The sequence below is a fragment of the Bradyrhizobium sp. Mp19 genome (assembly GCF_029952935.1).
Classification (GTDB): Bacteria; Pseudomonadota; Alphaproteobacteria; order Rhizobiales; family Xanthobacteraceae; genus Bradyrhizobium; species Bradyrhizobium elkanii.
This window is the reverse complement of the sequence record NZ_JASAUT010000032.1, coordinates 62,004-75,566: the sequence shown is the minus strand read 5'-3', so window position 1 is coordinate 75,566 and position 13,563 is coordinate 62,004. Positions and strand designations below refer to the sequence as shown.

12 protein-coding genes are annotated in these 13,563 nt (G+C 65.7%); 6 read left to right on the top strand and 6 right to left on the bottom strand.

The window, feature by feature from the left end; translation table 11 throughout:
* Positions 1 to 385: 385 nt before the first annotated feature.
* The 6 genes from QJT82_RS29050 to QJT82_RS29025 form a co-directional block, all read right to left on the bottom strand.
* The gene (locus tag QJT82_RS29050) at positions 386 to 1,147 is read right to left on the bottom strand and encodes a slipin family protein (protein ID WP_028332707.1); all 762 of its coding nucleotides are present in this window, start codon (positions 1,145 to 1,147) and stop codon (positions 386 to 388) included.
* Positions 1,144 to 2,553, bottom strand: coding sequence for a nodulation protein NfeD (locus QJT82_RS29045; RefSeq protein WP_028342459.1), 1,410 nt, complete (start codon positions 2,551 to 2,553; stop codon positions 1,144 to 1,146). The genes QJT82_RS29050 and QJT82_RS29045 overlap by 4 nt, the downstream gene beginning before the upstream one ends.
* A 114-nt stretch (positions 2,554 to 2,667) precedes the next feature.
* The gene (gene dapA, locus QJT82_RS29040) at positions 2,668 to 3,597 is read right to left on the bottom strand and encodes a 4-hydroxy-tetrahydrodipicolinate synthase (RefSeq protein WP_028342458.1); all 930 of its coding nucleotides are present in this window, start codon (positions 3,595 to 3,597) and stop codon (positions 2,668 to 2,670) included.
* 9 nt (positions 3,598 to 3,606) lie between these two features.
* Positions 3,607 to 3,861 carry a hypothetical protein gene (locus tag QJT82_RS29035; protein ID WP_035632172.1) on the bottom strand — a complete coding sequence of 85 codons (255 nt, stop codon included), beginning with the start codon at positions 3,859 to 3,861 and terminating at the stop codon, positions 3,607 to 3,609.
* A gap of 174 nt (positions 3,862 to 4,035) precedes the next feature.
* Entirely contained in the window at positions 4,036 to 4,311 is a 276-nt protein-coding gene (locus tag QJT82_RS29030) for a hypothetical protein (protein ID WP_028342457.1), read from the bottom strand.
* A 13-nt stretch (positions 4,312 to 4,324) separates the two neighbouring features.
* Positions 4,325 to 4,789: a hypothetical protein gene (locus tag QJT82_RS29025; protein WP_028342456.1), complete on the bottom strand. Its 465-nt coding sequence runs from the start codon at positions 4,787 to 4,789 to the stop codon at positions 4,325 to 4,327.
* A gap of 503 nt (positions 4,790 to 5,292) precedes the next feature.
* On the opposite strand from QJT82_RS29025, the gene QJT82_RS29020 reads away from it, so the two are divergent.
* From QJT82_RS29020 to QJT82_RS28995, 6 genes are all read left to right on the top strand, one after another.
* Positions 5,293 to 5,382 (top strand): K(+)-transporting ATPase subunit F, encoded by a 90-nt coding sequence (locus QJT82_RS29020; protein ID WP_016846764.1) that lies wholly within the window; start codon positions 5,293 to 5,295, stop codon positions 5,380 to 5,382.
* Positions 5,383 to 5,501: 119 nt separating this feature from the next.
* Complete coding sequence (gene kdpA, locus QJT82_RS29015; RefSeq protein ID WP_028342455.1) at positions 5,502 to 7,205, top strand: potassium-transporting ATPase subunit KdpA; 1,704 nt, start codon at positions 5,502 to 5,504, stop codon at positions 7,203 to 7,205.
* A 23-nt stretch (positions 7,206 to 7,228) separates the two neighbouring features.
* Entirely contained in the window at positions 7,229 to 9,340 is a 2,112-nt protein-coding gene (gene kdpB, locus QJT82_RS29010) for a potassium-transporting ATPase subunit KdpB (RefSeq protein WP_028342454.1), read from the top strand.
* Positions 9,341 to 9,451: 111 nt separating this feature from the next.
* Complete coding sequence (locus tag QJT82_RS29005; RefSeq protein ID WP_028342453.1) at positions 9,452 to 10,057, top strand: K(+)-transporting ATPase subunit C; 606 nt, start codon at positions 9,452 to 9,454, stop codon at positions 10,055 to 10,057.
* 39 nt (positions 10,058 to 10,096) lie between these two features.
* Positions 10,097 to 12,808: a sensor histidine kinase KdpD gene (locus tag QJT82_RS29000; protein ID WP_264641780.1), complete on the top strand. Its 2,712-nt coding sequence runs from the start codon at positions 10,097 to 10,099 to the stop codon at positions 12,806 to 12,808.
* Complete coding sequence (locus tag QJT82_RS28995; protein WP_028342451.1) at positions 12,805 to 13,494, top strand: response regulator transcription factor; 690 nt, start codon at positions 12,805 to 12,807, stop codon at positions 13,492 to 13,494. The genes QJT82_RS29000 and QJT82_RS28995 overlap by 4 nt, the downstream gene beginning before the upstream one ends.
* Positions 13,495 to 13,563 lie beyond the last annotated feature (69 nt).

The following is a 13,563-nucleotide window of genomic DNA, read 5'->3' as shown; positions in this document are numbered from 1 at the left end:
CGCGCCGCGCCGCGCCGCAGAAGGGCTGCTCGCATTCCTCGCCTGGATCGGCGAGGAGCCGATCAGCGACTACCGGCCCGAGGCGCATTACATGCGCGGTCCGGGACCTGCGTGGCGGGCCAAGCATCGCGGGAGTTAGAACGAGATGACTTTACTCGGAATCGGCGACTGGACTCCGCTTCACCTCGCCCCGCGTGCGGGGAGAGGTCGGAACGCATCGTTAGATGCGTTCCGGGTGAGGGGGAGCTGCCGCAAACGCAGCGATCACCGTGTAAGCGGAGACAGCCCCTCACCCCAACCCTCTCCCCGCAAGAGCGGGGAGAGGGAGCGCGGTGCCGTCGTAGTCGCTACACAGTCCAATCTCATCAAGCTTTAGCAAACCAGTTCACGTCGCTTCGCGTCGCGGCGCCAGATGATCGAGCAGGTTCATCGGGAGCGGGAAGACCACGGTCGAGGAGCGCTCGCCGGCAATGTCGTGCAGCGCCGCGAAGTAGCGCAGCTGCATCGCCTGCGGCTCCTGGGCAAGGATCCGGCCGGCCTCGACCAGCTTCTCGGCGGCCTGCTGCTCGCCCATCGCGTTGATCACCTTGGCGCGCCGCAGCCGTTCCGCCTCGGCCTGCTTGGCGATTGCCCGCACCATCGTCTCATTGAGATCGATATCCTTGATCTCGACCCCGGTGACCTTGATGCCCCAGACGTCGGTCTGCCTGTCGAGGGTCTCCTGGATATCGGCGTTCAACTTGTCGCGTTCCGCCAGCATCTCGTCGAGCTCGTGCTTGCCGAGCACCGAGCGAAGCGTGGTCTGCGCAAGCTGGCTGGTCGCAGCCATGTAGTCGCTGACCTTGATGATGGCGCGCTCGGGATCGACGATGCGGAAGTAGAGCACGGCGTTGACCTTGACCGAGACGTTGTCGCGCGAAATCACGTCCTGTGGCGGCACCACCTGCACCACCACCCTGAGATCGACCTTCACCAGCTGCTGCACCACCGGAATCAGGATGATGAGCCCCGGGCCCTTCACCCCGGTGAAACGGCCGAGCGTGAAAATGACGCCGCGCTCGTATTCGCGCAGCACGCGCACGGCCTGGGTCAGGAATACGATGATCAGCAGCGCGATCGCCGCATAGGTGAAATAATCAAGCATCATGCTGTACCTCCTTCGCCGGGGGAGGCCGGCGCACGCCGTACCACCAGCGTCAAATCGATGATGTTGGCGACCTCGACCGTGTCTCCCGCCGTGAATGTCTCGCTGCTGCGCGCTTGCCAGCGTTCGCCGTTGGTGAAGACGTGACCCGTGGTCTCCGACCAGTCGAGCACCTCGGCCGATAGCCCGCGCATGGCTTGCGCACCGATCCGCACCGGGCCCTTGCGCGCGCGGCGCAGCGCGCCAAGCACGACGAGAATGAGCCCCGTGAACATCGCGGCGACGATGCCGATGACCGGCCATGACAGCCGGTATCCGGGCGCCTCGATCCGAAACAGCATGGCTGCTCCAAGCACGAAGGCGACTATTCCTCCGAGGCCGATCACGACGGTCGGGTTGAAGGCTTCGATTGCCAGCAGCGCGATCCCGACCAGCATCAGGGCGAAGCCGGCGTAGTTGATCGGCAGCATGTTGAGTGCGTACAGGCCGAGCAGCAGGCAGATCGTCCCGACAACCCCCGGCGCGACGGCACCGGGCGACATGAACTCGAAGATCAGGCCGTAGATGCCGACCATCAGGAGAATCAATGCGATGTTGGGGTCGGTGATGACCGCGAGCGCGCGCGCGATCCAGGTGGGATCGATCGCCTCGATCGCGGTGTCCCTGGTCGCCAGGCGTTGCGTCTTGCCGCCGGGAAGCTCGATGGTCCGGCCATCGACCTGCCTGAGCAGGTCGGCCGGGTCGCGCGCGGTGAGATCGATGACGTTGGCCTGCAGCGCGGCATTGGCGGAGAGGGTAGCGGCATCGCGCACCGCCTTCTCGGCCCAGTCGGCATTGCGACCGCGCAATTCGGCGAGGCTGCGGATGAAGGCAACGGCATCATTCGTCACCTTCGCCGTCATGGCATCCTTGGTTTCGGACGGATGGCCGCCGTCCTTCTGGTCCTTGCCGCCCTTGTCCGGGGTGCTGCCCGGCAGCCCCGGTATCGGGCCGCCAATCTGCACCGGCGTCGCGGCGCCGATATTGGTGCCGGGCGCCATGGCAGCGAGATGGGTCGCATAGAGGATATAGGTCCCGGCGCTCGCGGCATGGGCGCCGGATGGCGCAACGTAGCCGACCACGGGAACGGGCGAGGCCAGCACGTCGGCGATGATCTCCCGCATGCTGGTGCTGAGGCCACCCGGCGTATTCAAACGCAGGATGACAATTTCGGCGCGACGCTCGGCGGCCTTGGCCAGGCCGTCCTTGACGTAGCTGGCCGCTGCCGGCCCGATTGCCCCGTCGATTGAAATGGTCAGGGCAAGATGGCTGTTGTCCGCGGCCGGACCGGGACGGATGGAGACAACCAGAGCGACCAGGACGGTCGCAATAACGAGGGCCGCCTTGAAGGTGGTGTGCACGGCAAGCACTCCCTTGCCGTGGATATGGGGCGCCGTTTCGGAACCTCAAGTTGGCGTCGTGTCACGGACACCGTGTGCTGATCGCATTGTGCGTTGCGATGAGCTATGTCGGGTCGGCAAATCTCAATGCGCGGCCGCGAGGTACTCGTCGGCAAGCTCAGCCATCGCCTGCGAGACCTCGGCCTTTGCCGACCCGCTCAATTGCACGATCGGCAGTCGCGTCGTCGGCTGCATGAATCCCAGAAGCGCCAGCGCGAACTTCAATGCGGCGGGATGCTCGCGCTCCAGTAAGGTCGCAATCGGCACCAGCCGCTGGTGCAACTCCCGCGCCTGATACAACCGTCCCTCGCGGAAATGCCTGTGAACGGCCACATACAGATCGGGCGCGACATTCGTCACGGCCGAGATGCAGCCATCGCCACCGGCGGCGAGCCAGGCCAGCGAGGAGGCGTCGTCGCCGGTCAGCATCCGGAATGTCGCCGGCAGGCGTGAGCGCAGGCGCGCGAGCCGGGCAACGTCACCGCCGCCGTCGCGCAATCCCACGAAGCGCGGCGATGCGGCGAGCTCGAGCAGCGTCTCGTCGGCAAGGCCCTTCACCGTGCGCGACGGAATGTCGTGCAGGATGACAGGCAGCGTGGTGGCCGCGGCGACCGCGCGGAAATGCGCCGCCGTGCCCTGTGGCATCGGCTTGTTGTAATAGGGCACGACCGACATGACGGCGTCGGCACCGGCGGCTTCCGCGGACCGGCTGAATGTGACGGCGCGATCCGTCGCGTTCGATCCGGCGCCGGCGATGATGCGAACCCTCTTGCGCGCGACGCGGGCCGCGATCCGGACCAACTGCGCGCGTTCCGCGGGCTCCAGCGTCGCGCTTTCACCGGCGGTCTCGCCGACCACCAGCGCGGTGGCGCCGGCTGCGATCTGGCGCTCGCACAGCCGGCCGAATGCGTCCGCGTCGATCTCGCCCCGATGGTTGAAGGGGGTCGGAAGATCGGGGATGAAGCCCGACAGCCATCCGGCCGTGTCGGCTTTCGCAGCCGTTTGCCAGGTCATGGGTGTGGCTCACGCCGCGCGGATTGCGGGGAAGCTCGCGGTCTCGCCGCGCATATCGAGCTCGATCTCACGCGACAGCTCGACGATCATTTCAGGATGCTGCCCGTTCTCGAACAGCGCGTATTTGACGGCCTGGGCGCGGTTGACGAACAGGCCGCCATAGAGGCCGTTCTGTTGCTGGGCGACCCACTGGCCGCGATGGTTGCGGCCGATGAAGACGACGGTGGACGCGGCGCTACACGAGGGAGGTTCGACGAGTTTCACGGTGGTGGTCCTTCTTTTTGTTTCTGACGCGTTTTCCTCACGCGAACCGGTATCCAGTTCGCTCGAAAACGCTTCAGTCACGGTCACGCGATCAATGTCTGATTTGCCGGATATGAAATCGAGCGCGAAGGACGACCGACTTCATAGGAGCGGCATAGGATTTGTGAGGATGGTCTAGAGGCGCTGGACGATGCCGGTGCCGAGCGCGCACAGCGCGACATAGGCGGTCATCTCGTCCCAGTGATTGAGGTTTGCGGCAAACGGTATTTCGCGCTTGGCGATCCCGGCGAAGGCACAGATCACGGCCGACATCCACAACAGCGTGACGAGGCCCTTGCCGAAGCCAGCGCCGGCGAACACGGCAAAGCCGATCATGATGGCGAGCCGGAAGCCGAACCGGACCATGACCTGGACCGACTGCAGCTGCCGCGGCAGTTGTTTGGTGTCCACGGCCGCGCCGCCGTCAGCCGATATTGTCGACGAACAGCGGCTCGTACAGCGCGCGCGTGTCGCGACGGACGGTCGGCACGCTGGTTCGGCTATCGGGCGTCGAGATGCGCTGCGCCTCCACGAAGGCGCTGAGGATCGCGAGTGCAAGATCGGTGTGGTGGGTCTCGATCGACTGGTCGAGCCAGTCGGGCAGCTCGCGTTCGCGCGACAATGCGCAGTGCCACTCGCCCTCGTCATAGACCAGGCGGCGGATCTGCCATTGCGGCAGTTCCAGATCGAGCAGCGCGATCGCGGCGTCGGTCCAGGCGCCCGACTGGATCAGCCGCTCGACGCGGCGGGTCTTGCCGCTCTGTCCGACCGAGGGGAATCGCCGGCAGGTCTGGCTGATGATGTCGGCCATGAATTCGGCTGTCACCGCATAGGCATCGCGCAGCCGTTCGCCGAGATCGATGGAGGTGTTTTGGGAAAGCACTGACATGGCGTCATCTCGTCTTGCGCGGCCCAAGGAAAGCCAAGCTCAAGGCATTGGCCGCAGGCTCAAAATGGCCGGAGTGCCATTTGAAAACGAGATGAGGCGGGGGACGGAGATATAGGGATTCCATAAAGGCCAAGTTGTCGTCCTGGCGAAAGCCAGGACCCATTACCACCAAATCTGCTTGTGAGATCAGGTTGGGGCCCCAGCCATCGCAAAGCTCGGACCTGTGGTTATGGGTCCTGGCTTTCGCCAGGACGACTGCGGAGAGCGCCTGCCGCCTTTATACGATTCCTATAACGTCCTTATTCGCCACCTCTCGAAAACCTATGCCCCGGATGGCACCTCACGGCCATCCCTCGCGGAGCGCTTATACGGTCGCCCCGCGCCCCCTCGGATGCATAGGAGTCTTTCATGATGGACATTCTCATGGCGGCGCTTGCGGTCGGCTTCTTCGCGGCCGGCATCGGTTACGCCTACGCCTGCGAACGGCTGTAATGGAGGCGGCGATGATCTTCGATTATTCGCTCGCCGGCCTCGTGTCGCTCGGCCTGCTGTTCTACCTCACTTACGCATTGCTGCGGCCCGAACGCTTCTAGGCGGCCCGCGATGTCAGCGCTTTGCACAATTCTGTTAGCCGACGCGATGCTGACCGGGCTGTTGCTCGGCTTGTTCGCGTCGATGCTGCGCTTCGCTCCCCTTCGAAAGGTTTGACGCAATGACCGTCATCGGCTGGATTCAAATTATTCTGTTTTGCGCGATCGTTGCCGCGCTGGTCAAACCGCTCGGCTGGTACATGACCCGCGTGTTCAATGGCGAGCGCACCTTCCTGTCGCCCGTGCTGCGCCCGGTCGAGCGCGGCATCTACTGGGTCGGCGGCGTCGACGAGCGGCGCGAGCAGCACTGGCTGACCTATACGGTCGCCATGCTGCTGTTCCACGTCGGTGGCTTCGCCATCATCTACGGGTTGATGCGGCTGCAGGCAGTGTTGCCGTTCAACCCAGCGGGCCAGTCCGCGGTTGCCGAGGATCTCTCCTTCAACACCGCGATCTCCTTCATCACCAATACCAACTGGCAGAACTACGGCGGCGAGAGCACGCTGTCCTATCTGGTCCAGATGGTCGGCCTGACCCACCAGAACTTCCTGTCGGCGGCGACCGGCATCGCGCTGGCGATGGCGCTGATCCGCGGCTTCACCCGCTCGTCGATGCGCACGGTCGGCAATTTCTGGGTCGACGTCACGCGCTGCACGCTCTACGTGCTGCTGCCGATCTGCGTCGTCTATGCGTTGTTCCTGGTCTGGCAGGGCATGCCGCAGACGCTTGGCGCCTATGTCGATGCCACCACGCTGGAGGGTGGCAAGCAGACCATCGCGCTCGGACCGGTGGCTTCGCAGGTCGCGATCAAGATGCTCGGCACCAATGGCGGCGGCTTCTTCAACGCCAACGCCGCGCATCCGTTCGAGAACCCGACGGCGCTGTCGAACCTCGTGCAGATGGTCTCGATCTTCGCGCTCGGCGCTGCCATGACCAACGTGTTCGGCCGCATGGTCGGCAACGAGCGTCAGGGCTGGGCGATCTTCGCCGTGATGGGCGTCCTGTTCGTCGCCGGCGTCACCGTCACCTATTGGGCGGAGGCCAATGGCACCACCGCGTTGCACGCGCTCGGCCTTTCCGGCGGCAACATGGAGGGCAAGGAGGTCCGCTTCGGCATCGTCGCGTCCTCGCTGTTCGCTGTCGTCACCACCGCTGCCTCCTGCGGCGCGGTCAATGCGATGCATGACAGCTTCACCGCGCTCGGCGGCATGATCCCGCTGATCAACATGCAGCTCGGCGAGGTTATCATCGGCGGCGTCGGCGCCGGCTTCTACGGCATGCTGCTGTTCGTCGTGCTGGCGATCTTCGTCGCCGGCCTGATGGTCGGCCGCACCCCGGAATATGTCGGCAAGAAGATCGAGGCGCGCGAGGTCAAGATGGCGATGCTCGCGATCCTGGTGCTGCCGCTGATGTATCTCGGCTGGACCGCGGTCGGCGTGGTGCTGCCGTCGGCGGTGGCCTCGATGGCGAACTCCGGCCCGCACGGCTTCACCGAGGTGCTGTACGCGTTCACTTCCGCGACCGGCAATAACGGCTCGGCCTTCGCGGGCCTCACCGGCAACACCCTGTTCTACAATCTGACGCTCGCCTCCGCGATGTTCGTCGGCCGCTTCTTCATGATCGTGCCGGCGATGGCGATCGCGGGTTCGCTGGTCGAGAAGAAGTCGATCCCGGCCTCGGCGGGCACCTTCCCGACCACCGGCGGGCTGTTCGTCGGCCTCGTCATCGGCGTGATCCTGATCATCGGCGGTCTCACATTCTTCCCGGCGCTGGCGCTCGGGCCGATCGTCGAGCACCTCGCGATGAACGCCAACACCCTGTTCTGATCGAATTGTCCGGAGTGACAACCATGGAAACCACAAGACTGCAGAAGCAGGTGACGGCGTCGACCATGTTCGACCCGAAGATCCTGGTGCCGGCGATCCGCTCGGCCTTCGTCAAGCTCGATCCCCGCCTGATGGCGAAGAACCCCGTGATGTTCGTGGTCGAGGTCGTGGCCGCGTTGACCACGGTGATCTTCGTCCGCGACCTCGTCACCGGCAGCGCCAATCTCGGCTTCACCTTCCAGATCATCCTCTGGCTCTGGTTCACGGTGCTGTTTGCCAACTTCGCCGAGGCCGTCGCCGAAGGCCGCGGCAAGGCGCAGGCGGAATCGCTGAAGAAGACCCGCACCGAGAGCCAGGCCAAGCTGCTCACCGGTACCGACCGGACCTATCGCATGGTGCCCGGCACTTCGCTGAAGGTCGGCGACATCGTGCTGGTCGAGGCCGGCGACAACATCCCGTCCGACGGTGAGGTGATTGAAGGCGTGGCCTCGGTCAATGAAGCGGCGATCACGGGTGAATCCGCGCCGGTGATCCGCGAGTCCGGCGGCGATCGTTCCGCGGTCACCGGCGGCACCCAGGTGCTGTCGGACTGGATCCGCGTCCGCATCACCGCGGCGCAAGGCTCGACCTTCATCGACCGCTTGATCAAGCTGGTGGAGGGCGCCGAGCGGCAGAAGACGCCGAACGAGATTGCGCTCAACATCCTGCTGGCGGGCCTTACCATCATCTTCGTGTTCGCCACGGTGACGATCCCGAGCTATGCGGCCTATGCCGGCGGCTCGATCTCGGTCGTGGTGCTGGTGGCGCTGTTCGTGACGCTGATCCCGACCACGATCGGCGCGCTATTGTCGGCGATCGGCATCGCCGGCATGGACCGCCTGGTGCGCTTCAACGTGCTGGCGATGTCCGGCCGAGCGGTGGAAGCCGCCGGCGACGTCGATACGCTGCTCTTGGACAAGACCGGCACCATCACGCTCGGCAACCGCCAGGCGACCGCATTCCGTCCGATCCGCGGCGTCTCCGAGCAGGACCTCGCCGACGCGGCGCAGCTTGCCTCGCTAGCCGACGAAACGCCGGAAGGCCGCTCCATCGTGGTGCTCGCCAAGGAGAAATACGGCATCCGCGGCCGTGACATGCATGAGCTTGCCGCGACATTCGTGCCGTTCACCGCGCAGACCCGCATGAGCGGCATCGATGCAGGCACGTCATCGGTCCGCAAGGGCGCGGTCGACGCCATCCTCGGCTATGTCGACGGCGGCCCGCCCCGCACCGTCGCCTCGGGCAACACCGTCCGCGCGGTCGCGGCGACGATGAGCGCGGAAGCGCGCGAGATCCAGTCGATCGCCGACGAGATCGCCAAGGCCGGCGGCACGCCGCTGGCCGTCGCCAAGGACGGCAAGCTGCTCGGCGTCGTGCATCTCAAGGACATCGTCAAGGGCGGCATCCGCGAGCGTTTCGCCGAACTGCGCCGGATGGGCATCCGCACCGTGATGATCACCGGCGACAACCCGATGACCGCGGCCGCGATCGCGGCCGAAGCCGGCGTCGACGACTTCCTGGCGCAGGCAACCCCCGAGGACAAGCTCAAGCTGATCCGCGACGAGCAGTCCAAGGGCAAGCTGGTCGCGATGTGCGGCGACGGCACCAACGACGCGCCGGCGCTGGCGCAGGCCGATGTCGGCGTCGCCATGAACACCGGCACGCAGGCCGCCCGCGAGGCGGGCAACATGGTCGACCTCGATTCCAACCCGACCAAGCTGATCGAGGTGGTCGAGATCGGCAAGCAGCTGCTGATGACTCGCGGCGCGCTGACCACGTTCTCGATCGCCAACGACGTCGCGAAGTACTTTGCGATCATCCCGGCGATGTTCCTCGCGTTCTATCCGCAGCTCCAGGTGCTGAACGTCATGCACCTGGCGAGCCCGCAGAGCGCGATCCTGTCAGCGATCATCTTCAACGCGCTGATCATCATCGCGCTGATCCCGCTGGCGCTGAAGGGCGTCAAGTATCGCGCGGTCGGTGCCGGCGCGCTGCTCGGCCGCAACCTGATGATCTACGGCTTAGGGGGCATCATCATCCCGTTCATCGGCATCAAGGCGATCGACCTCGTCGTCGCCGCTTTGGGCCTGGCCTAACCACAACGTCATTGCGAGGAGCGAAGCGCGACGAAGCAATCCATCCGTTATGCCGATCCATGGATTGCTTCGCTTCGCTCGCAATGACGAAGGAGACTTAGGAGACCTATCATGTTGAAAGAAATCCGCCCCGCCATCCTCGTGCTGGTCCTGCTGACCGCGATCACGGGCCTTGCCTATCCGCTCGCCATCACCGGGATCGCCGGCGTCATCTTCCCGCGGCAGGCGCAAGGCAGCCTGATCGAGCAGGACGGCAAGGTGATCGGCTCCGCCCTGATCGGGCAGGAGTTCAAGGAGGACAAGTATTTCCACGGCCGGCCGTCGGCGACGGTCGCGCCCGATCCGAATGACTCCACGAAGACCGTGCCGGCGCCCTATAACGCGGCCAACTCCGGCGGCTCCAACCTCGGTCCGACCAGCAAGGCGCTGAACGACCGGGTCAAGGAGGATGTCGAGAAGCTGAAGGCGGAGAACCCGTCCGCCACCGTGCCGGTCGATCTCGTGACCACGTCGGGCAGTGGGCTCGATCCGGATATCTCGCCGGACGCTGCGCTGTTCCAGGTGCCGCGGGTCGCCAAGGCGCGCAGCATGTCCGAGGACGCGGTGCGCGAGCTGGTGACGCAGAACACGCAGGGCCGCTTCGCCGGCGTGATCGGCGAGCCCCGCGTTAACGTTCTTGCGCTCAACCTGGCGCTCGACGCGGCAAACGCAAAATAGGGGAGTAGGCTGTCTCTCGCAGGATGACTATATTGCGGTATGGCCAATCAGCGCGACCCTGACAAACGACCCTCGCCGGATGCGCTGCTGGAGGCGGTGCGCCGGGAGACCGATCGATCGGGACGGCTGAAGATCTTCATCGGCGCCGCCCCCGGCGTCGGCAAGACCTACGAGATGCTCTCGAGCGCCCACGCCCGCCTCAAGGCGGGCGTCGACGTCGTGGTCGGTGTCGTCGAAACCCACGGTCGGATCGAGACCGAGGCGCTGCTCAGGGGTCTCGAAGTGCTGCCGCGGAAGCGGCTGGCCTATCGCGACCAGACGCTTGAGGAGATGGACCTCGACGCATTGATCGCGCGGCGGCCGCAGCTGGCGCTGGTCGACGAGCTCGCCCATACCAACGCGCCGGGCAGCCGGCATCCCAAGCGGTATCTCGACGTCGAGGAATTGCTGTCGCACGGCATCGATGTCTACACCGCGATCAACATCCAGCACATCGAGAGCCTCAACGACGTCGTCGCGCAGATCACCCATGTGCGGGTGCGCGAGACGGTGCCCGACTCGGTGGTCGATCGCGCCGATGCGATCGAGCTGATCGACCTGACGCCCGACGATCTGATCCAGCGGCTGAAGGAGGGCAAGGTCTACGTGCCCAAGCAGGCTGAGCGGGCGCTGGAACACTATTTCTCGCCCGGCAATCTGACCGCGCTGCGCGAGCTGGCGCTGCGCCGCACCGCAGAGCGGGTCGACGAGCAGCTGCTCAACCATATGCAGGCCAATGCGATTGCCGGCCCCTGGGCCGCCGGCGAGCGCATCCTGGTGTGCCTGAGCGAGGACCCGCGCGCGGCCGGCCTCGTGCGCTACACCAAGCGCCTCGCCGACCGGCTGCATGCGCAATGGACCGCGGTCAGCATCGAGACGCGGCGCAGCCTGCAGCTGAGCGACGAGCAGCGCGACCGGCTGGCCGACACCATGCGGCTCGCGGAATCGCTCGGCGGCGAGGCGCTGACGCTTCCCGGCGTCGGCCGCCGCATTGCCGACGACGTCATCAATTTCGCCCAGGCCAACAACGTCACCCAGATCATCATCGGCAAGTCGACGCGCTCGCGCTGGTTCGAGCTGACGCATGGATCCGTGGTGCACGATCTGGTGCGTCGTGCCGGCAATATCAGCGTCAACGTGATCGCCGGCGACGAGCTGCCGGTCGGCAAGGCGGCGGTGCAGACCGCGCAGCGGCAGGAGCCGTTCAATCCGCGGCCCTATCTGATGGCGCTGCTGCTGGCGGCGCTCGGGCTCGGCGCGGCCAAGCTGATCCAGCCGTTCTTCGGCATCGAGAATGTCGACCTTGTCTTTCTCACCGCCGTGGTCGGCGCCGCGGCGCGCTACGGCCTCGGGCCGTCGCTGCTGGCGAGCGTCGCGGCCTCGCTGTGCTACAATTTCTTCTTCCTGCCGCCGGTCTATACCTTCACCATCACCGACCCGACCAATGTCGCGGCGTTCTTCTTCTTCATGCTGATCGCGCTTCTGGTCTCCAACGTTGCGGCGCGGGTGCGCACCCAGGCCGACACCGCGATCAGCCGCGTCCGCACCACCGAATCGCTCTACGCCTTCAGCCGCAAGCTTGCCGGCACTGCGACACTGGACGACGTGCTGTGGGCGACCGCCTACCAGATCGCGCTGATGCTCAAGGTGCGCGTGGTGCTGCTGCTGCCGGAGGACGGGATGCTGACCGTCAAGAGCGGCTATCCGCCGGAGGATCAGCTCGATCAGGCCGACCTTGCCGCCGCCAACTGGGCCTGGGGCAACGATCGCCCGGCCGGCCGCGGCTCGGACACGCTGCCGGGCGGCAAACGGCTGTTCCTGCCGATGCGCACCGGCCGCGGTCCGATCGGGGTGATCGGCATCGACGACGACCGCACCGGGCCCCTGCTGACGCCGGACCAGCGCCGGCTGCTCGACGCGCTGGTCGATCAGGGTGCGCTGGCGATCGAGCGCGTGCTGCTGGTCGAGGACATGGACCGCGTCAAGCGCACGGTGGAATCCGACCGGCTGCGCGGCGCGCTCCTGACCTCGATCTCGCACGATCTCAAGACGCCGCTGGCCTCGGTGCTCGGCTCGGCCTCGGCGCTGCGCGATCTCGGCGCCAACCTGAGCGATGCCCAGAAGCACGATCTGCTCGCCACCGTGATCGACGAGTCCGAGCGGCTGAATCGGTTTATCGCCAATCTGCTCGACATGACCAAGCTGGAATCGGGCGCGATCGTGCCCAACACGGCGCGGCACGATGTCGGCGAGATCGTCGGCAGCGCGCTGCGACGGGCGAGCAAGATCCTGGTGCATCACCGGATGTCGCTGGAGCTCGCGGCCGACCTTCCGATGCTGGAGCTCGACGCCGTGCTGTTCGAGCAGGTGCTGTTCAACCTGCTCGACAATGCCGCCAAATACGCCCCATCGGACACCACGATCTCGATCCGCGGCGCCCGCGACCGCGACACGATCGCACTGCAGATCCTCGATGAAGGCAACGGGATTCCCGCGGCCGAGCTCGAAAGCGTGTTCGACAAATTCTATCGCGCCGAGAAGGGCGACCATGTCCGCCCCGGCACCGGCCTCGGGCTTGCGATCTCGCGCGGCTTCGTCGAGGCGATGCGCGGCACGATCGCGGCGGCCAACCGCGCCGACCGCAGCGGCGCCGTCATCACGATCCGCCTGCCGATCCCCGCCGACACCAACGCGCTGGACACTGCTGCATGAACGCCACGCCGATCAAGGTCCTGGTCATCGACGACGAGCCGCCGATCCGCAAGCTGCTGCGGATGGGGCTGAGCACGCAGGGCTACGACATTCTCGAAGCCTCCAACGGCAAGCTGGCGCTGGAGATGCTGGCCGAGGGGCCGGCGCTGATCATCCTCGACCTCGGATTGCCCGACATCCAGGGCCACGATCTCTTGCGCATGATCCGCGGCCGCAACGAGAGCGTGCCGATCGTGGTGCTGTCGAGCCGCGGCGACGAGGCCGGCAAGGTGCAGGCGCTCGATCTCGGCGCCGACGATTATCTGACCAAGCCGTTCGGCATGGACGAATTGCTGGCGCGGTTGCGCGCGGCGCTGCGCCACCAGTTGCAGGTGCAGGGCGAGCGGCCGGTGTTTCGCTCCGGCGATCTTTCGGTCGATCTGGTGCGCCGGATCGTCAAGGTCGGCGACAGGGAGATCAAGCTGTCGCCGAAGGAATACGACCTGTTGCGCGTGCTGGTGCAGCATGCCGGCAAGGTGCTGACCCACCGCTTCCTCTTGAAGGAATTGTGGGACGAGCTGACCGACGCGCAATATCTGCGCGTCTATGTGCGCCAGCTTCGCCAGAAGATCGAGGCCGACCCCGAGCGTCCGCAATTCGTGCTGACCGAGACCGGCATCGGCTATCGGCTGCGCGCGGCGGACTAACATGTAGCCCGGATGAGCGAAGCGATATCCGGGGCATCTCCCGCATGTCGCTGCGCTCATGCGGGCTAC